Genomic DNA, 20572 nt, shown 5'->3' on the forward strand with positions numbered 1-20572 from the left:
TTTTTATAAAGTTTTAGCCGTGAGTCACCGTCCTTTTTTCATAAAGCCGAACAAATGAAATTTATACAATGAACGATCTAGAAATTATAGAGTACCTACTGGAACATCCAGATCTAAAAGACCAGGTCCTGGTGAGTGACAACGAGATTGGAGCCCAATTTAAGGAAGGTTTTAAAACGGATACGGCACTCATGAGAAAAGTTGCAGGAGAAATCAATGAAAAATTTGATCGCAGCACCACTCGTGTTCATGATGAGATCTTCATCGAGCGCCTAAGTAATAAAAAATCACTGGCGCAACGTAACGCCTATCATTTTAAAAATTTAACTGAAGCCAGATAATGAGTACAGTAAACGCAAATATGGCAATGCCTCTTCTCTCCGCCCTACCGGAAGAGGAGCTTCGCCTTATTCGCGAATACTGCAATAATAAACTAGGAGCTACTCCAGAACCGGTCAAAAAGAATTCAGTAACAGAAGAGCTGCACGCTATTTCAGACCAGATCGGGGACTTTTACCGGCCAGGAAAAGAGGAAGAAGCAATTTCAGAAATCATGTTTTCATAATGGGAAATTATATCACTGCCCTGGAATGGGCCAAAGGAAACCCCGGAGCCATGAGCTTCCTTATGGAACTCAACCGGCAGGACGAGGAAACGGCAAAAGTCATTACTGAATGCCTGGTGCGGAATTATACAATTCGCGGCACTAATATCTATGTGCTCTGGAGTGATCTCTGTGACCGTGAAATGGAAAAAGTAAGAGAGCTCTGTGAGAATTGTCCGGATAAAATTTCAACTGATGCCTGTTCCCGGCAGGACTACTCCGGAAGAGAATTAGTTAACCAATATTTTAAATCATGATCGAAATTATAAACAATTGTTTTGGCAGCTTCCTCATTGCCCTGGTGATCTACGCCTTCTTTTCTAAAAGACAATGGGTGGATTTCGCGGTGCTAGGTCTGACTCCACTCTACCTCATTTACTTGATAGGTTTCAAATTAGGAACTGGCGATCTAAGTGCGGCCATTATTCCATTTGTGGTTTTACTGGCATATATAGGAACGATTATCTGGAAAATAAAAAATGCTCCGGAAGATCCTCAGGAACTAAGATCCTACACCCGTGACGAATTGATCACCGCAAAGAAAATATATGATCAAAACTACCTGGCAGATCCGGAAGGTTTTGAAGAGACCAAAGGTACTTATGAAGATGCCCAGGTAACCATCGATTATTTACTCGGGATCATCGACGCCGATAGTGAAAAATTTAAAAAAATAAGATATGAGTCCAAGCTCCAACCAGCAGAATCCTAAAAAGAAAACCTACGAACGGAATGAAACCCGGCAGGAAAAACGAGCCAGGGAAGCTGCAGAAGCCAGGATAAAGAAAAAACACAAGAAACTGATGTCAGATTTTGCCAAGGCCAAGCGCAAAGGAGATACCGAAGGGATCCTAAAGATCCGGGACCGTATCCGGCAAATGAAAAACAGATAGCAAAACCGGCCCGAAGCGTTCTTTTAATTCACAATTCGATTAACGCATGCAGAATTTGTGAGCAGTCTTTTTAAGTACGGCCGGTTTTTTAAGAGCGTGCAGACCGCCAGATCATTACCTGGATTATTCGAGGTGCGGTGGCTGAAAGATGATCAAAAGGAGAGTTGGCGAAAAAAGTGCATAACTGGAAGCCGCTGAAAGTCGAAAGGCAAAGATAGACGCAATTGCACTAATGCGGAGGACTATCGTAATGCAGTAAGTTCGAATCCTGCACTCTCCACAAAGCTCACCTGGTATGACCAATCAGGTAAATATTGGAATAACTGGTCCGAAGAAAAAAAAGGAGAGTTTCAATGGCCTGGCGAGGCTTTTTAGAATACGCAGGAGAGGTGCTAGAGTGGTTCAATAGACGGGGAGCTCTTAATCTCATGAAATTCCCGGTTCATCGGTTCGAATCCGATCCTCTCCACACCCGGAAGCAAGTGTAAACTTGATCCAAAGCCGGCCGGCCGCATAGGTTAGGTAACTGGATTGTACCGGCCGGTTTTATTAAAAAATCCCATGCAAATGGGTAAGGGTCCCTACGCCCTTTTACATAGAAAATTTTAAAAAATCCGCTTTGGCGGGGGTGGCATAGTACGCCCTAAATTAAACAGATAGTCATGATCTATTTTTTCATTAAAGACAATACCTGCGACAGGTGGCATGATTTGGAATTATCGGCCTGGTTAGAGCATGAAAATGTGCTTTACACAGATACCAACGAACATGCATCATCCTTTGACAGGATAGAGCATCTAAAGATTCATGTATCTAAAGGAGGAAATTTCGAAAGTGTCACTCTTAAAGCCGATTTTGGAAAGAATGGATGCACTGGCAGCTCAGCCAGATCTCCAGAAGAACTCATTAAAAAGGAAACCGATAATGCTTCCTGGTCTGGTCTCGGTTCCACACAGGTTAATAAAAAAGAATACCTGGAATTAAGAGAACATCTCATGGATATCTATAAAAAGAAGATGTGTCTCGATTTCGATACCATAAAATCTAAAAGCGAAACAGATCTAACCTCTAAAATATAGCGTCTAAAATTATGAGCAACCCGAAGTCTATAGGATCCATTCTAACCAATAACATCCTAAAATTAAACGGCCTACAGCCCTCAGCAAATAATAATCTTCCGGAGAAACAAGAGGAGGCTGTCCCCCAACAGTTTATCCACCCTATTCTTACTCCGGAAGATTTTAAACAAACAAAGATTAACTACAATAAGCATATCGAGGCTTACAATAAAAAGGTAGACCTGGAGAACTTCAAGATCAATGGTTATAACACCAGGGTAATCGCACACTGCAGATCATTTAAAAAGACCAGGGATATGCGTATTCGGGAAATGGTTTTTAAAGAAAAGTATGCCGACCTGGATCCAGAAAATTATAACCTGGAAGTAGAGAAGTACAACCAGGAACACGGCCTGCATATTCGCAAGAAGGTGACCAGGCAAAAAGTAAAGACGGCCACACGGGAGTTTTTTATGGCTTTTCTTTTTCAATACAACGCTCAGCTCTTTAATCGTAAAAAATTTCGCAGCAGCCCGGAGATTGGCGTCCACGTGCCGGGATCTCTTCCCAAACTGGAGCTGTATCCCAATAAGGTACTCGATTCTGAATATGAAGGAGCCAAGAATCTGGCTACGGCTACTGTAGAGACCATACGCAACCACAGAGAGCGTTTGGAGGAAGCCGGAGTACTAACAGGATATGAATATCATGGCTCCTCCAGACCTCTTAAAATCGCTTTTAACGTCGATGTTTTGAGCATTACAGACAATGGAAAACCGAAATCTGCCGCTAATGAGAATCAGTCTCTTATGGAGGGACAAACGAAAAAAGTTCGCCATAATAATGTATCTAGTAGTGACCATACATTAGAATATACTAAGAAGAGGGATAAAGGAGTTGCCGCTAACGCGTCAACGCATAAAGATTGTACTGGAACTTCTACAAGACCACCCAGGAAGCAAGGTGAAAAAATTAACGATGCGCCCGCGAAAAACTTTGCTGGCGCGAAAAATCAAAATGAGCTTTCCCAGGTGCTCATTGAAAACCTGGAAGATAGAACAGAACTTTCACAGGACCTTTCCTCCGGGAAACATGACAATTACAAACCGCTGGATCTGGCAATTGCTAAGCAAGAAGCGTATTACGGCACTATGCACCCAGCAGATTTTAAAGAGCTGGCTATCCAGGATATCTTCAAATTCTCCAGCAGCATTTTTAAAGAGCTGGATGTGCATCCTGGAGTTTGGCAGAATGCCTTCAAAATGTGGATGGCTGAAAAATTCAAGAATTTCAACGGACAGCTGCTCAAAAAAGATCACTTGCTGGAAAAATGGCAACGGAGCATTGATGTGCTAAGAGCCGCGAAGCGATTTCAGAAGAAAAAAGGCTGGGTTCCAACCTATCCAAGCTTGTATTTTGACCCGCTACGCAAGGAAAAATGCCACAATTCCTTCGAATATGCTTTTAAAAACTTCAGAATTGAAGCTGCAGAAACTCCTGAAGAAGAATACCAGAAACGAAAAATTAACGCGAACCGCAGTGCAAGGTGGAATTCTGACCTTGAGAAAGCGAGACCGAAAATTAGAAAATACCTGAGAGATCAGCTGGACCTTCAGGTGCTCATGGATTACGTGAAATATAACTGTCCGGAAGTGTATAAAAATCTTCCGAAGCTTATTCGCCAGGAAAAGGAACTATTAATTCAACAATCTAACGCTTAATAATTATCAAAATGGAAATCAGAAAATTTAAAGATTTAAAAGAATTCGTGAATTCTCTAAATGAAAATCAATTAGAACAACCTGTAAAATTTTGGGGTGATGAAATTGGAGGAGAAATTCATCGTGCAGAAGTTTTAAAAGAAGATTGGATAAATCCTACAGGGGATGGACTCGAACCTAGATCAGCTTACGATGATGAACCCGAATATGAATTCGAACCTGCAGGAATAGAAAAAGGTTCTCCAGTACTAAGTATTTCTCAAGAATAAGACTCTACTATGATCAATCTTTACAACACTCAAATCGACGAGCTGTACATCCACCAGGTTGGGAATAAATGCCGGGGAGAGAAATTATTTATTTCTGAACAGCCGTACGAGATCACCGATGAAATCCGCCCGCTTTTAAAAGAATTCTTTCTAAAACCTTTTCGGGAAAAAGACGAGCAGTATTTCAAATTCGAGGAGTTTTCTGAATTAGAAGTAGTGCTTCAAAAAGAGCTGGATATTCCATATTACCGTGGAGATCGTGATGTGGCTCAATGGTTATATGATCAGGGAGTTCATCCACATATTAAATCTGGAGAATTATACTTCTGCAGGCTTTCCAATATGGAGTTGGACAATGAAAAAGTAGAAGGTTTCGGGATCTTTAAAAGTGAATTAAGAGACGATTTCCTGCAATTTTCGGAAGGCAAAAGTCAGCTGGAAATGAACATACAGCAGGGAGTGAACCTTAAAAAACTAGATAAAGGAGCGTTAATTCTTACAAATCCAGAAAGCAAAACCGGGTTTAGGATTTTGTATATCGACTCCAATAAATACGATTCCAAATACTGGCTGGAGAACTTCCTGAACCTGGAAGAGCTGGAGGATGCCATCTTTCACACTAAAAACTATCTCGAGTTCTGCAGAGGCTTTGCTAAAGATGTCGTAAAACCTGCAGAAGACAAACAGCAGGAAGTTCTCTTTTTAAACCATGCCTTTGACTATTTCGCCAGTAACGATGCCTTTGAAGAAAGCGATTTTGTGAACAATGCCATCGAAAATCCAGACCTGGTACCGGAATTCCAAAACTACAAAATCGAGAAAGGACCAAAATACAAGGTCGAGGATCTTACCAGCTTTGAAATTGACAATACAGCGGTGACCGAGATCAGGAAAAAGAACAAAAGCCAGATAGACCTGGACACGAATATCAGCATCAAAATGGACTTTATCAACGCCGATTCTGCCGATAAGTTTATCGAGAAAGGATGGGATGAAGAAAAGCAAATGTATTACTACCTGTGCTATTTCAATAAAGAATTAAAATAAAATCTAACGCTTAAATATTATGAATTATAAAAAATTAGAAAAGGAGGGAATTACAAAACAGCTTTTAGCCTCCATTGATATTAAAAGGAGTTTTTCCCCAGCACAACTTGAAAAAGATGAAGAACCTGTAAAACTTATGATCAATTCAAATGGATTTTGGGTTGTACTAGGTTTTGGGAAATTTTTAGAAGACGAAAAAGGTTTAGTTATCATTCCAGAATCTAAAGCCAAAGAAGGTCGAGCCAGATATTTACTGAATTTCAAAGATGAAGTTATTGAAAATGAAATTCAGAAGGAAATTAATGTCTTAAAGAAAAAAGTAGAGGTAAAATATAAGGAAATTATTGATAAGCTTGAAAATATCTTGCTGCATGCTGGATTAATAGAGCCTTCAAATAGTCTGATTATGGCGCTTATTGATGCTGAAAATACAGACAGATTGAAGAAAGCTGCAGAGAAAATTGCTTCAAAAGAAATGGTCGATTTCTATTATCGATTAAAAGAGTTATACGAAGACAAAAATTACGATTCTCTTTATTGTCTATTGATTCAAGACGGCCTTCCACAAATTGCATCTCTTAAAATTAATTCTCCAGCACTTAAGCACTTCAGTAAAGATAATCTTGATAAGACTTTAGAAAGTTTAAAAGGAAAATCTCACCTGTATAACGTAGCGAAATTTAAGGTTTTAGAAAATCAAAAAAGTCTGTAATGGAAAAAGTATATCAAATCATCCAGGCGAATTCTAAAAAGACCGGGAATGCTTCGGGTATTCAATTTATAAGAGCCTGGGACGAATCTAAAATGAACCTTCAGGAGTTTGTACAGCACCTGGATCAATTAATAAAGGATCAAAAAGTGTATATGCGCGAAGGAATTAACCACAGTTTACTATTTGCGATATGAGTGTAAAAGGAGCTAAAAAATGTACATGCCCAGGTCGCAGTGATAAGATCTTCTGCCCACGATGCAGCGATCTAAGGATGCTTATCCTTCTTAAAAATGGAAATGACAACCTAAAATATAGAAGACCCAACGGCCAGCTGAGCAATCCGGTTTGGTATTCCAGACTGAAATATAATGGCCGGGATGCCTATAAAGTAGCCGATAAGATGGTAGAGAGTGTAAAAAAAGACCCAAAATACGCAGGTGCTGTGCAGGTGCTTATGTTTTATATCAATGGGAACCGCCACCAGCACATTAAAAAAGTAATCTTATGATAAGAGATAGTAAAATCTCCATAAAAGGGATTAGCCAGGACGAAGTTAAAATGCTGAGCGATGCTTGTAAATTATACCAGGATTACCTGGAACTGCTTTGCAATACCGAGAATAGGTGTCAGCATCATATTCACCACTCCATTAACCGGGAATATGGATATATGCTCCTGGCCAAGATCACTCGTAGAAACATCCCAATGAGCAACACTATTAATATTGATGTGCATGTGGCTTTTATCGTTTCAGATGGGCTCCGGTATTATATTGACAGTACTCAGGATATTTGGGGAAAGAACGCGGCGATAAAGCTCCTGGACGAAATCTTTCAGGAGCTTCCGCACTCCAGGGATATCGATAAATATTCACTTATAAGTGAATCGAATAATTAAAAATCTAACGCTTAAATTATGAATACAAGTCAAAAACTTATGAAGTTGGCAACTAAGCCGATGAGTTATCAGTTCTCTGAAGCTGAGAAGGATTTTATTAAATCTCAGGTGCCAATTGGAAGGTTTAGAATTATATACGCCATTTATAAACCACACAGTTCTAAAGGAAAATATGTTTGTCTCATAGTAGATCAAATGCATGAGGCAGTTAGAAAGTCAGGTGCAGAAAACCGATATATCAAAATTTGCGATAGACCTCTTACAGCTTCCGAATATGATTGGGAAATTAAAAACTATGGATCTTATAACCGTCGCTTTGTAGGTTACTATTTCAAGACAATTGAAGATCTCAAGGAAATGGATGATTACCATTCTGCAGTAACTCCACAAAAATTTATAGATGAATGTACAAAACGCGGATATTTCAAAAATAGACCTGCTCAACAAGTTTTAGCATTATGAGCGGAAATTCAAAAAAGAAAATAGCCTTTAATTACTTCGGTGGGAAATTTTCCTACATCGATGAGATCTACCCATATTTCCCTGCAGAGTTTGTGCACCTGGTAGAACTATTTGCAGGCAGCGCGGTGCTGTCTCTAAATTACGAAGGCAATTGCATTCGAACGCTGAACGAAATAAATTCAGATGTCACCAATTTCTTCACGGTGTTACGCGATGATCGAGACGAACTTTTAACCAGGTTGAGATTTACGCCGGTGAGTAAAAAAGAATATGACGATAGCTGGAACTGCCAGTCTCCAGATCATGTAGAACGTGCGCGAACTTTCTACGTTCGCTTGCGACAATCATATATGGGTTTAGGATCTCAGCGAAGAAATAAAGGCTGGCATCTTTGCAGAAAAAGCCTCTATTGCAACGGAGGTGAAACTGTAAGCAGATGGAATAATTCATTTGAAAAGCTATATGAAATCGCAGAGATCCTGGGTAGTAATTACCAGATCACGAATTACTCCTATGAAGAGTGTTTGGAAAGAATAGATTTTCCAGAAGCATTTTTTTATGCCGATCCGCCATATCCAAACGAAAGCAGATCTTCTCACGACGATTACAAATTCGATTTTACCGATGCTGATCATTATGAGCTGGCAGAGAGACTACACGAGATCCAGGGTAAGGTCATGATTAGCGGTTACAATTGCGACCTCATGAACGAATTATATGCAGATTGGGAAAAAGTGGTGCTTTCTACCAAAAGAAACAACTACCGCAAAACTCCCGTGCAGGAATGCATCTGGTTTAATTATCCTTTATCACACACTAGAAAGGCACAACTGAGCTTGGACTTTTCAGAAATTTTAAAACCTACAACATAAAAATTAATAGAACGATGATAGTCTATAATCACAATCATAAAGACCGGGTAGTCTTAGAGCTGGAAGAAAATGAACTAACTCTAATTTCCTTCCTACTCGAGAAAAGTGCTCAGAAACTTAAGGATAAAATGAATGAGTCTTTATCTGAAAAAATGAATAAACAGCTATTCGATTTTATTGATAAGGAGATGTAATCACATACTGTAAATTTTAATTAACACCGTTACCAAGCCGACTTAAAAAAAGCCGGCTTTTTTTCGTCCCTGTATTTAGATTTTATTAAGAATTTCTTTCCACGCTATCATTACGCTATGTCCTTTTTTTAACATTGGATTATATTCTATATTTGATTAAATGTCCGAAAACATGTCCCAAAACTCATCCCCCACGGTGGACTTTTCCATCACCCAACACTTCCCTGTTGCAGATCATGTCTATAAGTACCTCCTAAAATGTTGCGGAGGAAACCACATGATCGCCAGCAGAACCACCCCTATTGGCAATCTGGTCCTTTCTCTGCAGGGAAGGAATTATGATGTAAAACCATCGGTTAAAAGATTCAGGAAATTGTTTTCTGTCACTATTCCCGAGCATTATTATTCCAAAACCGGGATGCATATAGATACTATTAACGCCCAATTGTTCAATGACCAGGCTGACCGGTTTTTTAGAGATGAGTTGTATCGCCACATGCTTATGACTAATCACACCGATAAGAAGCATTTTCTTAAAACCCTTAGAGGTTTTCTGGAATTCTACGATATAGGTGAGGATGATATTAAACTGGATACGCTTCACCGGGATTTTAAACGAAAGAAGAAAGAACTGGAAGAGAATTTAAACCTGGTTTCAGCCCCTGGGACAAATTTCGAAGTTTCGAATAATGTCCCTAAAAAATCTGCCGCGCTATGATCCAGAATCTTTGTAACGTTATTGATGAGCTCAACTTTGATACTTTCTATAAAGCCAGTATTGTAGAAGCTTCTCAGCTCCCAAAATTCAATCATTTAACCAAAGATGAGGAGATTCTTGGAATTATAAACAACCTGCCGGAAGAATTCCAAGCGATGATCATTCGTTTTCTTCCGGAGAAATTTAGCCTGGGAAATAAGACCGCCATTAAAAACGGTACCAGGATCTATCAAACAGATTTTTCCCTTCCGCTGGTTCCGCAAGATGCCAATATTCAGAATTTACTGGAGACCTATAATAATAAGGAAGTGGTGGTTTTAATTACTCGACACACCCACTCTTATCTTTATGGTACCAGCGAACAGCCGTTACTATTTACTTATGACGAAATGCATGCGCCCTCACCTATTGGTTTGAAAGGTTACAACCTGAGTATGTCTAATGATAGCTACGGAGCGCCTAAATATTTTGAAGGAAATGAAGACGATTTCCCAATTGTAAACCGTGGCCTTGCTTTCCAATTGGCTGGAAGCTTGTAATGTCCTTTTTTACAGACTGCTGACTTTCTAACATTGTTCTTCCATAATAGTACGGATTAACAATCAAAGATTTGTCAAAACCGAAACCTTACTACAACATAGTAAAAAACGAAGCCGCCAAAGAAGCGACCATATATATCTATGGAGCTATTGGTGGTATAGACTGGGATACTTACGAGTCTATTAATACCGCTTCAAAATTTGCTGAAGCCTTTAGCGATCTAGAAAAAGATGCCGATACCATCCACATCAGGATCAATTCTCCTGGTGGAGCCGTATTTGAAGGTCAGGCAATTTACAATGCCATTTTCTCTTCCAAGAAAAAGATCATTACTTATAATGATGGGATTTGCGCCAGTATGGCCGCTTTAATCCTACTTTCCGGAGACGAGATCCACGCCTTTAAGAATTCTCTTTTAATGATCCACAACTCCAGCTCCTCTTATTGGGGAAACAAAAAGGAAGTTGAGGAGCAGCTATTGGCTTCAGAAAAAATAGACAAAGCTCTAGGTACCGCTATAGAGGATCGTCTGGGTATTTCTGCAGAAGAAGTTGAAAAGGATTATCTGAACTATAAAGACAACTGGTTCACCACCGAAGAAGCTGAAGAACTTGGATTCTATGATCACGTGATCAAAAAAGAGAAGGCCCAGCTCCCAGAAGACATTATGCAATTGAAACCAAAGGACCTGGTAGATAAGTACGCCGCGATGAGTTTCAAAATCCCAAAGCAAAAATTAAAAACCACAAATACTACAGACATGAGTAAACCTAATTCGTTTCCGAATTTGGTAGCTGTCCTGGGAGCCGTTTTAGCGACTACCGATAATGGAAGCTATATCAATGACGAACAAAAAGCTGCGATCGATAACAAGATCGCTGCCGATGCACTGGCAATCCAGACAGCAACTTCAGCAAAAGATACTGCAGAAACTGCGCTGCAGGAAGAGAAAGATTCTCGCCAGGCTGCCATCGATGCTGAAAAAGTAAATACCACTGCAGCCGTAACAGCTCTTAGAGCTGCTGCCACTGAAGCCGGTGTGGAAAATCTTGCAGAAGATGCAGATATGGCCACGATCAATGCTGCTCTTACAGCGCAGATCGCTACGCTAAACAAAAAACCAGGAGCAACTCACACTGCAAAAGGTGCTGAGGATAAGGATTCAGGAGAATTCGCCTACCTGGACCTAAGCAATTCAATTTATTCTGAAGCCCCAAAACAATAAACCATGGCAAATACAACTATTTTAATAGATGATGTGGTAAAAGAACTTAATACGTTCCTTTCTCACAATCCTACCCTTATTTCTGCATCTTTAAACAGAGCAGAGATTACTCTGGATAAGCACACCAAGCCGCTTACCAAGATCAAAGGGAAATATCCACAAACCCACACATTACTGGAAGATGTAGTGCAGGGATTCAGCAATGAGTGGACAGAGCTTGGAAAATTACAGATCGAGCATAAGATCCTTACGGATTACCACCAGAAGGTGAACTTCTCGATCATCCCTTCTGAAATTCTTCACTCTTACTATGCTGAGTTGTATGAAGAAAACAAGAAGCCGGAAGATATGCCAATCTCGAAGTACATTATCGAGAATGAATTACTTCCAAAAGTTCTGGACAACATGCAAACGCTTTCTATTAGCGGTGTGTATGATCCTGCAAGAAAGAATGAGTTTGGATTCTCTATGAACGGGATCGAAACTATCCTTGCTGCGATGGTTGACAGAGATACTCCTCCAGCTCACCCGGCTTTTGAGATTCCTTTAAATGCGCTTACAGACGCGAATATCGTGGATGAAGTAACTGCATTCGAAAGAAAGCTTCCTAGCAAGCTGAAGAAGAAGATCAAGAAGATCTTTATGAGCGAAAATAACTTCGAGCGTTACGTTCTTCAGTACGAAGACCAGTTTGGACAGAATAAATTCCAGGGAGATGTAATGAAAACACGTTTAGGAAAACGTGAGATCGTTGTACTGGAAGGTATGGAGAGCGATGTGATCTTCGGAACTACCGAGAACAACTTCAGAAACCTGAAAGATGTTTTTGATAAACCACAGATCACCGATATCCAGAAGCAGGACTATAAAGTGAAAATCTTTATGGAATGGTGGAAAGGTTATGACTTCCTGATCAACCAGATGGTGGTGATCTCTAACTACACAGATGTTAGATACGGTCTTGGAACTACAGCCGACAATAAGAAATACTTTGGTATTGACGGAGTGAACGAACCTGCAGCATAATCTAAAATCGTAAACGATGAATAAAAAAGAATTAAAGGCTAGATGTAAGGAACTCGGAATCCCAACCGAGGGCCTTACAACTAATGCCCTTCTGGAAGAAGCGATCGCCAAGCGTGAAGCTGAACTGGAAGCTAAGAAAGCTGTAACAACTTCTGAAGATAAGCCTGGAGGATCTGACGATACCAACACCGAATTGGAAGAAGTTGTAACAGAAGTTTCCAAAAACGATACAGAAGTTGCTGAAAACGTAACAGAAGTTTCCGAGAATGAAACATCTGGAGAGGAAGCTGAAAAAGCAAAGGAAGGTACTGCATCTTCCCAGGAAGAGGAACCATTGAAAGGTGGATCCCCTGAAGATTCTGAAGAAGAGCAGGAAGCCAAGCGCCTTGTTCACGAGGATAAGCGCGGCAGGAAGTGGGGCTTTAAAGAGTCCGCTCCAAAAACACTGAATATCGACGGGCATCCAATGAGCCAGGAAGAGATCTTCGACAACGAAGATGTGATCTCTGAGCTTGTATATGGAAACAGCTCGTTCCTAATCCAAATACACGAATAAGATGCTTTGCGAAGACAATATTGCACCTGAGAACCTGGGTTTCTGCTCCAATGATGAAGTAGCACCAGGGGTGAGTGAAGTAGAAGTTTATTTTGCTTCTGTTTCAGATTTTGAAACTATAGCCGCTCCGCCGAAAATATCTGAAGCTGCAGATCTTACTGCATTGGGTACTATTGGAGAAGCACACACTTTTAAAGAAGGTTTAGGATTCCATAAAGTATATATCAAGCCGGACACTGGGTTGGTAGATGGAGCCCAGGCCGGAGAAAAAGGTGGCTTGAGTATTACCAATAATTTTGGTGGTGTTCTTCCATCAACCGGAGCAAAAACAGGGGGATGGATACGGAAGTATTTAAATCGTCCGGTAATTGCCCTGGTAACTGAAAGAACGGGATTGGTTAAGCAGATAGGATCCAGACTTTCTCCTGCATATTTTACTGAAGTTACTCCAACCGGTGGCCAGAAAGCTGGCGATTCAGTAGGAGTTACAGTAAAAATATCAGACAGCACAGGATCAATCGCACCGGTTTATGCCGGAGCCATTACTCAATTTACACCTCCAGTAGTCTAATAGACCATGAATAAAGCCTTTACAATAGCACCCGGCCGTTATACCATCCCGAACATAGGATTTGTAGATACGACAAAGGAAATTAGTGATGAACTGGCATTTATGCTGTATCGCGTTTCCCGCCGGGTCTTTCCATGGGCCACACTTGGACCAGACGCTGAAGCTTTTTTAAAGAAGCAGAAACTGGATGTAAAAGAATTCGCGAAGCTTGTACACAATGCGAGAACGAAAGAGGAAATAGAATTGCTGGCAAAGATCAGTGATACCAAAACCATCTATCGTATTGCAGAAGTAAAACTGCAGGCTTTGGAAAATAGCAAAAATCAACCGCGTTCATAATTTGATTTTTTAATTAGTTCAAAAAACCTCCAGTGCAATTCCTGGAGGTTTTTTTTATGTCCTTTTTTAAGGCTGGTCACCTCAGGATCTTAGTACTATGAATGAGATCTCAGAGTGGTTTAAAGACCAGGACTACGATAAAGGAGTGGAGCTATACTCCAAGCTTCCCAACGCCAAAACAAGAGTGCTGAGCACGCTGAAACGTGGCCGTAATGATAAGAACCTGGCGACTATTTGCCGTGCGCTTAGAGTTTATAAACAAGCTGAACCAGCAAAGGCCCAGGTAAAGAAGATCTCTAAACCAAAGCTGGTACCAAAACCTGCAGCTCCTGAAGTGGAGATGGATCGCAAAGCAGTGATTCACCAGAGCGCCGGGTCTTACTTTAAAAAAATAAAGTACGCAGAGCTGCCTCCGGAACTTCGGGTTCGATATAAGCAGCTGAAGGATCTATTCTATGCAATGTGCGACCTGCATTTTCTCTGGCTGGATCTTCCGGACGAAGCTGAAGAGGAAGCGCTAAAACTCCAACTGGAAATTTTCTCATTAGACGAGCAGAGAGATACGATCTGGAAAGAACTGGATCATTGGGATACCTATCGCACGATTCTGCCAACCAAATCATCTGAAGACTTCTCCGGCCTTTCTCCGAAGGATCTCTATCTAAAAAAAGCGAATACTGCCAGCAGCATTTCAAAAATGGAAAAGCGAATCGATGGTTGGTATAAAAATATGGAAGCTGAACCAAACCAGCTAAAGAAAAGGAAGATCGCTCAGCAGATAAACAACAGCGAAAAGAAGCTGCACCAACACGAAATCAATCTTCAGAAGATACTGGAGCTGTTATAAATCCCCCGGCTTACTAAGAATCTCTCACAATCATTAATAATTAACCCAATCGGGAACCGGAGGACATAAGCCTTCCCACTCGATTGGGTCAAATATTAATTAAAATAATTGTGAGAGATGACAAATTTAGAAAATTCCACGGATAAAACTGTGGTCCTGCCATTAGAATGGCACAATGAAAAGCGGAAAGTAAAAGATCTTATTCCGTATGAGTTCAACCCCCGGACCTTAACCGAAGAGAAAAAAGAAAAGCTCATCAAAAGCCTGGAGAAATTTAACCTGGCTGAAGTTCCTGCGATCAATACCGACAATAAAATAATTGCCGGCCACCAGCGAGTGAAGATCCTGCTTCATTTAAATCGTGGTGAAGATGTAATTGACGTTCGAGTTCCGAACCGGGAACTCACCGATCAGGAATTTAAAGAATACAATATCACCTCCAACGTTCCTGCCGGGTATTGGGATCTTGATATCCTGGAAGAACACTTTGCTGATATCGACCTGGAGGAGCTTGGTCTTTTCGTGGGCGACATAGAACTTCCGGAGGATATTATTCCTGAAGAATTGAAACCAGAGGAAGAAGGAGAGTTTGATCCGGAACCCCCGGTGGAACCAATCACGCAAACTGGAGATGTTTACGAATTAAGAAGTATCAAAAAGAATATTACCCACAGGATCATTTGTGGCGACAGTACGCTTAAAGAAACCTATGATAAGGTTTTAAAAGAAGATCGCATCAATCTTACGGTAACAGATCCTCCGTACAATGTAGATTATAAAGGAGGCCGCGATAAGAAACGGGATAAAATCGCCAATGATAAGATGGCAGATAATTCTTTCTACCAGTTCCTTTATGATTTTTATATCCAGGCATACGAATTTTCAAGACCAGGTGCGCCCATTTATGTATTCCATGCCGATACTGAAGGTGTAAATTTTAGAAGTGCGCTGGTGGATGCCGGCTTTAAGATCTCTCAGTGCCTTATCTGGAAGAAGAATTCTATTGTATTGAGTCGCCAGGACTATCACTGGATCCACGAACCCTGTTTATATGGTTGGAAATTAGGAGAAGCTCATCCTTGGTACAGCGACAGAAAGCAAAGAACTGTCCTTGAGTTTGACCGGCCGCTTAGAAGTGAAGAGCATCCAACCATGAAGCCGGTAGAGCTGCTCAGTTATTTAATCCTGAATAGTTCTCAGCAGCGAAATATAGTATTCGATGCATTTCTTGGTTCTGGATCTACGTTGATCGCTTGCGAAAAGAACTGGAGGATCTGCAGAGGAATAGAACTGGATCCAAAATATTCAGATGTGGAAGTTCGGAGGTGGATTAAATATATGATAGAGAATGAACTCGAGTTCCAGGTAATTAAAAACGGTACCAGACTTGGAAAGGAAGATCTCAGGGAATACCTGGAATAAAAATGTAAACTATAGTGTACATTCAACAGCCGCTTAGATAGCGGCTGTTTTTGTATCCATCAAATAAACGAAGACACTCCTCTCTGGAAAAATTACTTTCCCTTCTTCGTCTTCTACTGCAGGGAAAGTGTAAAGGAAACTTTTGAATCCTAATTCTTTCATGGCTTCATACACAGAACTCCGGTGGATCCACTCGCTAGGCAATATGTTTGTTACATCAGTAAAAACATCGTCCAGGGTTTTCTTCTTTGTGTATTCACTTTCCTCCAAAAGAGAATCAACTGGATCATAAGATTGATCGATCAGGTTTTTAATTTCCTCGTAATATTCTGTTTTCATGTTATTCTCATAAATTAAGGTATTCTCAAAAATATTTTATTAGCGTTCTAATTATCAAATATTTAGATATTGAAAAGGTAGATTTTTTTCGCAAAAATCAAGCCTTGCTAAACGCCGTAACCTATAGCCGGGTGACTTTTGCCACGTTTAAAATCCATGCAAATATGAAACGCTCCTCTCATTACCTGGCAAAAGTTGAAAGTGGCCTGTCCTCAGGCGATAAGGCAGTTCCATTAAAGATATCCCAGAACATAGAGTAAAAAGGATAATCAAAGGTATCACTCAGGTGAGTGGCATGTTCCTGGTCCACGCTCTTCCTTCGCTCTGATCTCTTATCCTTCTCCAGTCCCTTTCCTCGATCATAGATCTCGGCGTGTTCCATGGAGATGATCAGGTTCGGACAGTTCCCTTTATTTATCCGGATCTTTGGTAGCTGCTTCCGTCCATCATCCTTAAGAGCGACGTTGATCAGCCTGAACTTATCCATATAATCCGGGTTGGTACCGGTGGTCATGGAATAGACCGTCCATCCATGCTTCTTAAGGATAGCAGCTGCCTGCTCGGCATACGTCATCTTAGAGTTGGCAGTATCATTATTCCCAGTTCTATCATAATAGAAGTACACCTCTTTGCATTGGTGATACTTATAATAAGGGAGGAACTTCTCAATGAACAGGTGATCCAGGATCTTCGGACTCTTCACAAAGAACTCCTTCAATACCCGGTAAGTATCACCCTGCAGCTGAGATACCGTCATCGCATTAATACTTGCACCCCAATCCACAGAGATGATCAGCAGTTCATGCTTCATTACATCCCGGTCCTGCTTACTATTAAAGGAATTACCCTTTACATCCACGATACCTGGTAGCGTCTCCAGGTAGCCCAGATCATAGTCAGTATAGTAGTGGTTCTCGGTAAGCTGTGAATAGTAACCGTCTGTGATTTCCTTGGGCCGGATGTTAAGCATCTCAGCATCGTATATAAAGTCATTGGTGTAAGCCTGCCTCATATACTCGAAATAGTCCGATCTAACGTTCTCCATGTTCACTTTTGCCGTCGCCTTCAGGAATAAGATATTATTAGGATCTTTCCTGGCTAGCTCTTCCATATCAGTAAACCATTTCCCTTTCCTGGTTAATGGTGTGGAAGAAGTAAAGACCTCCGAGTGTAATAGTGGTGCATTCTTGAATATGGCCTTCTTTGCCCGGTTGGTATTTCGTACGTTGATTGCCAGCTTCTCATTATCGAATAATGCGGCCTCATCTCCACGTATAGCATAGGAGTTTAATCCACGTCCGCTATCCTTATGGTCCAGGCTCACAAACTGGAAAATACAGCCATTGGCCCAATGCCAAATATTGTTGAAAGAATCCGGTGCCTGGAAAGGCATCTTAAAACCGAGTTTTTTCCCGGCCATAGATCCTATCACATAATCCACATTCTCATAGATCCCGAATAATTCAAGGCCTTCTTTAATCGCCGGCATAAATCGGGAAAGGATCTGGCTATAGGTAGAACCCACCATGGCAAAAGACGCTCGGGGCATCTGTTTTACCAGCTGCAGAGAATCATATCCTAAATAAGTGGTTTTCCCGCTTCCCCTGCCCCATTCCAGGAACTTCTGTTTCTGTTTTGCCATGGAAGCGATCAGCTGAGCGACGTTGAGAGTTACTTTCTTATTCTTCCGCATCTTTCACCTCTTCAAATTCTGTATCCTCAGCTTCAAAATTGTTTAGATCCACTACTCCTCCCTGCAGCATTCCGGCAATCGCTTTTTCTGAAGATTTGCTGATGTTTACGGTAATATCCATCGCAGCAAGTTTCTCCAGGTTTACCCGGTTCTCTTCTTTATCGAGATCTGCCAGTTTCATGTACCGGTCCAGAGCTCTTCCCATTTGCTCAAGGTTTTTTTCTTTGGTGGCTAGCTGGAGCAATTTGTGGTTGTACTCCATGATGATATATCGGTGACCTTCTTTACCGGCCTTATTGATATCTCCATAAATGATCAATGCTCGAGAGATATCACGATAGGCGGTTGCCTGGGAAACTTCAAACTGTTCCATCATGACGTTTGCCGCCTGCTCTCTCGAGCGCCAGTTAAGTAGTAATGAGAAAGCGGTTTTTATGCGCTCCTTCATTTTTAATTCGAATGCAGACAATTCTACACTGGTCTCATCCATGTAGGAAGCGATGATATTATCCAGGTGCGTGTCTTTGGTAGTTACTAAGCTCAAATTCCGGGTTTTCCAGTAAAATTCGCTTTACGGGACCCCATAAAAAAGGACATCACCTGCTTGTCCTTTTTTAGAAATCGCTGCTTCCGCAACTTAGCATCATGACCGAAACTATTTCCAGAGCTGAAGTCCTCAAAATTATGCGGACGCCAAATGAAGAAGGAAGAGCCGTTCCGTTCGATATTTCATACAGAACCTTCAACCGGAACTCTAAAACCGGCGGGAAAATGGTTCACCTGGAGAACGTGAAACTGGTGATGAAGGAAAAAGGCCTGGATCCAGATAGTGTGTATGCACTCAAGAATTTCAAGCCTTCTGAAGAGCAAAAAGAAAAGATCCGGAAAAACCCGAATCACTTCGGAAACAAAACCAGGAATATTCGCCTGGAGAATGGAAAGGTCACCAAAATAGGCATCCTATGGATCAAAGAATTTAATGGTAAAACAGTAGTCCCATAATGGCAGTTGAAATAAATCAAAACCTACGCTTTGGATTCGGAAAAGCTGCTGCAGTAAGTTTTTCTGCAGCTCCTAACCATACCGTAACCAATCCGGAAGAAACCGGAATCTCCACCGGTGGCAAAATTGCCCTTTGGGGTGATGATAATCGCTATCCTCAAAACTTCGTAAAAACGCTTAAGAAAAACGGTGCCGGAGGCTCCAGTTATAGATTTCTAAAAGCAGCTCATTATGGCAACGGTTTCAGGATCTATAGACATGACGCCACCGATGACGGCAAAGAGGATAAAAAAATTATCCCCTTACATGCAGAGGAGAAAATTGCAAAATTTTTCAAGGCTCGTAAAATGCACCGGGTCTTTACTGAGATCATTTCAGACCTGGAGAATTTTAACCTGGGCTTTCCGGAGTTTATCCTTACCAACGATTATAAAGAGATCGATTCGGTACGCAGGCTGCAGACGGCTAAAATGCGTTACGAGAAGATCAATCCAAAAACCGGTCTAATTGAAAACGCATATTTCTGCCATAACTGGACCCGGAATACCAATGTAGATTCAGACTATGTAAGCAAGATCCCGGTGGTAGATTCTTACTGCTCTGCAGAGGAGATCAAAGAATATTGTAAAAGCCGGAAGATTCACAAATTCACCATGCCCATCTTCTACCCACTGGTAGATGAGATCTATTACCCGGAACCAGATCACCACTCGGTATATCTAAACGGCTGGATGGATGTTGTAAATGCGATCCCGGAATATAAAAAGCACTTTTCAGAAAATCAGCTGAACATCAAATATATGGTGTACATCAGCGACGAGTATTTTACCAAGACTTACGCTGGCGAATGGGAAAAATACAGCCTAGACAAAAAGAACCAGATTAGAAAACAACTGGCCGATGCGATCGATGATCACCTGGCCGGAAATAAGAATGCCGGGAAATCTATCCAGGCGACCGTTTTTAAGGATCGCGAAGGAAAATGGGTGAAGGGAATTGAAGTGGTACCGCTTAAAGACGAGAATACTTCCGAAGGGAAAGGCCTTCTGGACTCTTCTGCAGGAAACTCTGAAATTATGAGCGCCATTGGAACAGATCCTAATTTAATGGGAGTGGGAATTCCCGGAGGAAAATTAAACGGCGGATCCGGAAGCGATAAGCGCGAAGCTTTCAGCATCCTGAATGCGCTGTTCAAGACCAAGCGTGAAACTACCCTCGAGATGTGGAGAGTTTTGCGCGATTATAACGGATGGCCGGAAGATCTCGAAGGAGATTTCGCAGCTACCGAGCTTACCACTTTAGACAAGAACCCAACCGGAACTCAAAGCGTAATGTAATGGCAGTAAAATATCTAATTAAAATATCAGATCAGTTTTTAAGTGACCAGTATGGTGAAGCATGGGAAAATTATCATCCGGAAGTTAAAATGCGAATAAGACACCAGATCTGTTTAGATCTGGATGATGCTCTAAAGACTGGAAAAAAGATTGAAGGTTTAAATGAACATATCATTATTAAAGAGATGAAAGGCTCTAAAATCTCACCTCTAAAATCTAAGATCTAAT

The 20572-nt window shown here is 41.1% G+C and carries 31 protein-coding genes and 1 tRNA gene; 29 read left to right on the forward strand and 3 right to left on the reverse strand.

Annotated elements, in window-relative coordinates; translation table 11 throughout:
- Nucleotides 1-68 precede the first annotated feature (68 nt).
- The 26 genes from JM79_RS13480 to JM79_RS13605 all read left to right on the forward strand — a co-directional run bounded on the left by JM79_RS13480 (nucleotide 69) and on the right by JM79_RS13605 (nucleotide 15973).
- A complete protein-coding gene (locus JM79_RS13480; RefSeq protein WP_141878651.1) occupies nucleotides 69-341 on the forward strand; it encodes a hypothetical protein in 273 nt (90 codons plus the stop codon).
- Nucleotides 341-565: a hypothetical protein gene (locus tag JM79_RS13485; RefSeq protein ID WP_141878652.1), complete on the forward strand. Its 225-nt coding sequence runs from the start codon at nucleotides 341-343 to the stop codon at nucleotides 563-565. Before JM79_RS13480 ends, JM79_RS13485 begins: the two co-directional genes overlap by 1 nt.
- Entirely contained in the window at nucleotides 565-861 is a 297-nt protein-coding gene (locus tag JM79_RS13490) for a hypothetical protein (protein WP_141878653.1), read from the forward strand. The genes JM79_RS13485 and JM79_RS13490 overlap by 1 nt, the downstream gene beginning before the upstream one ends.
- Nucleotides 858-1316 (forward strand): hypothetical protein, encoded by a 459-nt coding sequence (locus tag JM79_RS13495; RefSeq protein ID WP_141878654.1) that lies wholly within the window; start codon nucleotides 858-860, stop codon nucleotides 1314-1316. The genes JM79_RS13490 and JM79_RS13495 overlap by 4 nt, the downstream gene beginning before the upstream one ends.
- Nucleotides 1285-1497: a hypothetical protein gene (locus tag JM79_RS13500; RefSeq protein WP_141878655.1), complete on the forward strand. Its 213-nt coding sequence runs from the start codon at nucleotides 1285-1287 to the stop codon at nucleotides 1495-1497. The genes JM79_RS13495 and JM79_RS13500 overlap by 32 nt, the downstream gene beginning before the upstream one ends.
- Nucleotides 1498-1880: 383 nt before the next feature.
- A tRNA-OTHER gene (locus JM79_RS13505) sits at nucleotides 1881-1966 on the forward strand.
- A gap of 193 nt (nucleotides 1967-2159) precedes the next feature.
- Nucleotides 2160-2576 carry a hypothetical protein gene (locus tag JM79_RS13510; protein ID WP_141878656.1) on the forward strand — a complete coding sequence of 139 codons (417 nt, stop codon included), beginning with the start codon at nucleotides 2160-2162 and terminating at the stop codon, nucleotides 2574-2576.
- Between the two features lie 11 nt (nucleotides 2577-2587).
- The gene (locus JM79_RS13515; RefSeq protein WP_141878657.1) at nucleotides 2588-4276 is read left to right on the forward strand and encodes a hypothetical protein; all 1689 of its coding nucleotides are present in this window, start codon (nucleotides 2588-2590) and stop codon (nucleotides 4274-4276) included.
- Nucleotides 4277-4287: 11 nt separating this feature from the next.
- Complete coding sequence (locus JM79_RS13520) at nucleotides 4288-4545, forward strand: hypothetical protein (protein WP_141878658.1); 258 nt, start codon at nucleotides 4288-4290, stop codon at nucleotides 4543-4545.
- 9 nt (nucleotides 4546-4554) lie between these two features.
- Nucleotides 4555-5592: a nucleoid-associated protein gene (locus JM79_RS13525; protein WP_141878659.1), complete on the forward strand. Its 1038-nt coding sequence runs from the start codon at nucleotides 4555-4557 to the stop codon at nucleotides 5590-5592.
- 19 nt (nucleotides 5593-5611) lie between these two features.
- Nucleotides 5612-6304: a hypothetical protein gene (locus JM79_RS13530; protein ID WP_141878660.1), complete on the forward strand. Its 693-nt coding sequence runs from the start codon at nucleotides 5612-5614 to the stop codon at nucleotides 6302-6304.
- Nucleotides 6304-6498, forward strand: a complete 195-nt coding sequence (locus tag JM79_RS13535; RefSeq protein WP_141878661.1) for a hypothetical protein — start codon at nucleotides 6304-6306, stop codon at nucleotides 6496-6498. Before JM79_RS13530 ends, JM79_RS13535 begins: the two co-directional genes overlap by 1 nt.
- Nucleotides 6495-6812, forward strand: a complete 318-nt coding sequence (locus tag JM79_RS13540; RefSeq protein WP_141878662.1) for a hypothetical protein — start codon at nucleotides 6495-6497, stop codon at nucleotides 6810-6812. Before JM79_RS13535 ends, JM79_RS13540 begins: the two co-directional genes overlap by 4 nt.
- Nucleotides 6809-7201, forward strand: coding sequence for a hypothetical protein (locus JM79_RS13545; protein WP_141878663.1), 393 nt, complete (start codon nucleotides 6809-6811; stop codon nucleotides 7199-7201). Before JM79_RS13540 ends, JM79_RS13545 begins: the two co-directional genes overlap by 4 nt.
- A 39-nt stretch (nucleotides 7202-7240) precedes the next feature.
- Nucleotides 7241-7663 carry a hypothetical protein gene (locus tag JM79_RS13550; RefSeq protein WP_141878664.1) on the forward strand — a complete coding sequence of 141 codons (423 nt, stop codon included), beginning with the start codon at nucleotides 7241-7243 and terminating at the stop codon, nucleotides 7661-7663.
- Nucleotides 7660-8535: a DNA adenine methylase gene (locus JM79_RS13555; RefSeq protein ID WP_141878665.1), complete on the forward strand. Its 876-nt coding sequence runs from the start codon at nucleotides 7660-7662 to the stop codon at nucleotides 8533-8535. The genes JM79_RS13550 and JM79_RS13555 overlap by 4 nt, the downstream gene beginning before the upstream one ends.
- A gap of 14 nt (nucleotides 8536-8549) precedes the next feature.
- The gene (locus tag JM79_RS13560; protein WP_141878666.1) at nucleotides 8550-8729 is read left to right on the forward strand and encodes a hypothetical protein; all 180 of its coding nucleotides are present in this window, start codon (nucleotides 8550-8552) and stop codon (nucleotides 8727-8729) included.
- Nucleotides 8730-8901: 172 nt separating this feature from the next.
- Nucleotides 8902-9447: a hypothetical protein gene (locus JM79_RS13565; RefSeq protein WP_141878667.1), complete on the forward strand. Its 546-nt coding sequence runs from the start codon at nucleotides 8902-8904 to the stop codon at nucleotides 9445-9447.
- Nucleotides 9444-9986: a hypothetical protein gene (locus JM79_RS13570; protein WP_141878668.1), complete on the forward strand. Its 543-nt coding sequence runs from the start codon at nucleotides 9444-9446 to the stop codon at nucleotides 9984-9986. Before JM79_RS13565 ends, JM79_RS13570 begins: the two co-directional genes overlap by 4 nt.
- 71 nt (nucleotides 9987-10057) lie before the next feature.
- Entirely contained in the window at nucleotides 10058-11212 is a 1155-nt protein-coding gene (locus JM79_RS13575; RefSeq protein ID WP_185739501.1) for a head maturation protease, ClpP-related, read from the forward strand.
- Between the two features lie 3 nt (nucleotides 11213-11215).
- The gene (locus JM79_RS13580) at nucleotides 11216-12238 is read left to right on the forward strand and encodes a hypothetical protein (protein ID WP_141878670.1); all 1023 of its coding nucleotides are present in this window, start codon (nucleotides 11216-11218) and stop codon (nucleotides 12236-12238) included.
- A 16-nt stretch (nucleotides 12239-12254) separates the two neighbouring features.
- The gene (locus JM79_RS13585) at nucleotides 12255-12794 is read left to right on the forward strand and encodes a hypothetical protein (protein ID WP_141878671.1); all 540 of its coding nucleotides are present in this window, start codon (nucleotides 12255-12257) and stop codon (nucleotides 12792-12794) included.
- A 1-nt stretch (nucleotide 12795) separates the two neighbouring features.
- A complete protein-coding gene (locus JM79_RS13590; RefSeq protein ID WP_141878672.1) occupies nucleotides 12796-13365 on the forward strand; it encodes a hypothetical protein in 570 nt (189 codons plus the stop codon).
- Between the two features lie 6 nt (nucleotides 13366-13371).
- Complete coding sequence (locus JM79_RS13595; protein WP_141878673.1) at nucleotides 13372-13704, forward strand: hypothetical protein; 333 nt, start codon at nucleotides 13372-13374, stop codon at nucleotides 13702-13704.
- Between the two features lie 97 nt (nucleotides 13705-13801).
- On the forward strand, nucleotides 13802-14551 hold the full coding sequence (locus JM79_RS13600; RefSeq protein ID WP_141878674.1) for a hypothetical protein: 750 nt from the start codon (nucleotides 13802-13804) through the stop codon (nucleotides 14549-14551).
- 117 nt (nucleotides 14552-14668) lie between these two features.
- Complete coding sequence (locus JM79_RS13605) at nucleotides 14669-15973, forward strand: DNA modification methylase (RefSeq protein ID WP_141878675.1); 1305 nt, start codon at nucleotides 14669-14671, stop codon at nucleotides 15971-15973.
- 33 nt (nucleotides 15974-16006) lie between these two features.
- Here the strand turns inward: JM79_RS13605 and JM79_RS13610 are convergent, their stop codons facing one another.
- From JM79_RS13610 to JM79_RS13620, 3 genes are all read right to left on the reverse strand, one after another.
- Nucleotides 16007-16312: a hypothetical protein gene (locus tag JM79_RS13610; RefSeq protein WP_141878676.1), complete on the reverse strand. Its 306-nt coding sequence runs from the start codon at nucleotides 16310-16312 to the stop codon at nucleotides 16007-16009.
- A gap of 181 nt (nucleotides 16313-16493) precedes the next feature.
- The gene (locus tag JM79_RS13615) at nucleotides 16494-18005 is read right to left on the reverse strand and encodes a terminase family protein (RefSeq protein WP_141878677.1); all 1512 of its coding nucleotides are present in this window, start codon (nucleotides 18003-18005) and stop codon (nucleotides 16494-16496) included.
- Nucleotides 17992-18549, reverse strand: a complete 558-nt coding sequence (locus JM79_RS13620) for a hypothetical protein (RefSeq protein ID WP_141878678.1) — start codon at nucleotides 18547-18549, stop codon at nucleotides 17992-17994. The genes JM79_RS13615 and JM79_RS13620 overlap by 14 nt, the downstream gene beginning before the upstream one ends.
- A 101-nt stretch (nucleotides 18550-18650) precedes the next feature.
- Here JM79_RS13620 and JM79_RS13625 point away from each other — a divergent pair, with 101 nt between their 5' ends.
- The 3 genes from JM79_RS13625 to JM79_RS13635 are packed head-to-tail and all read left to right on the forward strand — an operon-like array spanning nucleotide 18651 to nucleotide 20571.
- On the forward strand, nucleotides 18651-19007 hold the full coding sequence (locus tag JM79_RS13625; RefSeq protein WP_260443440.1) for a hypothetical protein: 357 nt from the start codon (nucleotides 18651-18653) through the stop codon (nucleotides 19005-19007).
- Nucleotides 19007-20344: a hypothetical protein gene (locus tag JM79_RS13630; RefSeq protein ID WP_141878679.1), complete on the forward strand. Its 1338-nt coding sequence runs from the start codon at nucleotides 19007-19009 to the stop codon at nucleotides 20342-20344. The genes JM79_RS13625 and JM79_RS13630 overlap by 1 nt, the downstream gene beginning before the upstream one ends.
- On the forward strand, nucleotides 20344-20571 hold the full coding sequence (locus JM79_RS13635; protein WP_141878680.1) for a hypothetical protein: 228 nt from the start codon (nucleotides 20344-20346) through the stop codon (nucleotides 20569-20571). The genes JM79_RS13630 and JM79_RS13635 overlap by 1 nt, the downstream gene beginning before the upstream one ends.
- Nucleotide 20572 lies beyond the last annotated feature (1 nt).

Origin of the sequence: Gramella sp. Hel_I_59 (assembly GCF_006714895.1) — a bacterium.
Lineage (GTDB): Bacteria > Bacteroidota > Bacteroidia > Flavobacteriales > Flavobacteriaceae > Christiangramia.

Bases quoted from the DNA above. Each gene is read 5' to 3' on its own strand.
- JM79_RS13595 (WP_141878673.1), top strand. From the start codon at position 13,372: ATGAATAAAGCCTTTACAATAGCACCCGGCCGTTATACCATCCCGAAC.
- JM79_RS13555 (WP_141878665.1), top strand. From the start codon at position 7,660: ATGAGCGGAAATTCAAAAAAGAAAATAGCCTTTAATTACTTCGGTGGG.
- JM79_RS13570 (WP_141878668.1), top strand. From the start codon at position 9,444: ATGATCCAGAATCTTTGTAACGTTATTGATGAGCTCAACTTTGATACT.
- JM79_RS13535 (WP_141878661.1), top strand. From the start codon at position 6,304: ATGGAAAAAGTATATCAAATCATCCAGGCGAATTCTAAAAAGACCGGG.
- JM79_RS13540 (WP_141878662.1), top strand. From the start codon at position 6,495: ATGAGTGTAAAAGGAGCTAAAAAATGTACATGCCCAGGTCGCAGTGAT.
- JM79_RS13510 (WP_141878656.1), top strand. From the start codon at position 2,160: ATGATCTATTTTTTCATTAAAGACAATACCTGCGACAGGTGGCATGAT.
- JM79_RS13520 (WP_141878658.1), top strand. From the start codon at position 4,288: ATGGAAATCAGAAAATTTAAAGATTTAAAAGAATTCGTGAATTCTCTA.
- JM79_RS13500 (WP_141878655.1), top strand. From the start codon at position 1,285: ATGAGTCCAAGCTCCAACCAGCAGAATCCTAAAAAGAAAACCTACGAA.
- JM79_RS13485 (WP_141878652.1), top strand. From the start codon at position 341: ATGAGTACAGTAAACGCAAATATGGCAATGCCTCTTCTCTCCGCCCTA.
- JM79_RS13560 (WP_141878666.1), top strand. From the start codon at position 8,550: ATGATAGTCTATAATCACAATCATAAAGACCGGGTAGTCTTAGAGCTG.
- JM79_RS13630 (WP_141878679.1), top strand. From the start codon at position 19,007: ATGGCAGTTGAAATAAATCAAAACCTACGCTTTGGATTCGGAAAAGCT.
- JM79_RS13625 (WP_260443440.1), top strand. From the start codon at position 18,651: ATGACCGAAACTATTTCCAGAGCTGAAGTCCTCAAAATTATGCGGACG.
- JM79_RS13590 (WP_141878672.1), top strand. From the start codon at position 12,796: ATGCTTTGCGAAGACAATATTGCACCTGAGAACCTGGGTTTCTGCTCC.
- JM79_RS13490 (WP_141878653.1), top strand. From the start codon at position 565: ATGGGAAATTATATCACTGCCCTGGAATGGGCCAAAGGAAACCCCGGA.
- JM79_RS13610 (WP_141878676.1), bottom strand. From the start codon at position 16,312: ATGAAAACAGAATATTACGAGGAAATTAAAAACCTGATCGATCAATCT.
- JM79_RS13530 (WP_141878660.1), top strand. From the start codon at position 5,612: ATGAATTATAAAAAATTAGAAAAGGAGGGAATTACAAAACAGCTTTTA.
- JM79_RS13495 (WP_141878654.1), top strand. From the start codon at position 858: ATGATCGAAATTATAAACAATTGTTTTGGCAGCTTCCTCATTGCCCTG.
- JM79_RS13605 (WP_141878675.1), top strand. From the start codon at position 14,669: ATGACAAATTTAGAAAATTCCACGGATAAAACTGTGGTCCTGCCATTA.
- JM79_RS13550 (WP_141878664.1), top strand. From the start codon at position 7,241: ATGAAGTTGGCAACTAAGCCGATGAGTTATCAGTTCTCTGAAGCTGAG.
- JM79_RS13525 (WP_141878659.1), top strand. From the start codon at position 4,555: ATGATCAATCTTTACAACACTCAAATCGACGAGCTGTACATCCACCAG.
- JM79_RS13580 (WP_141878670.1), top strand. From the start codon at position 11,216: ATGGCAAATACAACTATTTTAATAGATGATGTGGTAAAAGAACTTAAT.
- JM79_RS13545 (WP_141878663.1), top strand. From the start codon at position 6,809: ATGATAAGAGATAGTAAAATCTCCATAAAAGGGATTAGCCAGGACGAA.
- JM79_RS13600 (WP_141878674.1), top strand. From the start codon at position 13,802: ATGAATGAGATCTCAGAGTGGTTTAAAGACCAGGACTACGATAAAGGA.
- JM79_RS13480 (WP_141878651.1), top strand. From the start codon at position 69: ATGAACGATCTAGAAATTATAGAGTACCTACTGGAACATCCAGATCTA.
- JM79_RS13615 (WP_141878677.1), bottom strand. From the start codon at position 18,005: ATGCGGAAGAATAAGAAAGTAACTCTCAACGTCGCTCAGCTGATCGCT.
- JM79_RS13585 (WP_141878671.1), top strand. From the start codon at position 12,255: ATGAATAAAAAAGAATTAAAGGCTAGATGTAAGGAACTCGGAATCCCA.
- JM79_RS13565 (WP_141878667.1), top strand. From the start codon at position 8,902: ATGTCCCAAAACTCATCCCCCACGGTGGACTTTTCCATCACCCAACAC.
- JM79_RS13635 (WP_141878680.1), top strand. From the start codon at position 20,344: ATGGCAGTAAAATATCTAATTAAAATATCAGATCAGTTTTTAAGTGAC.
- JM79_RS13515 (WP_141878657.1), top strand. From the start codon at position 2,588: ATGAGCAACCCGAAGTCTATAGGATCCATTCTAACCAATAACATCCTA.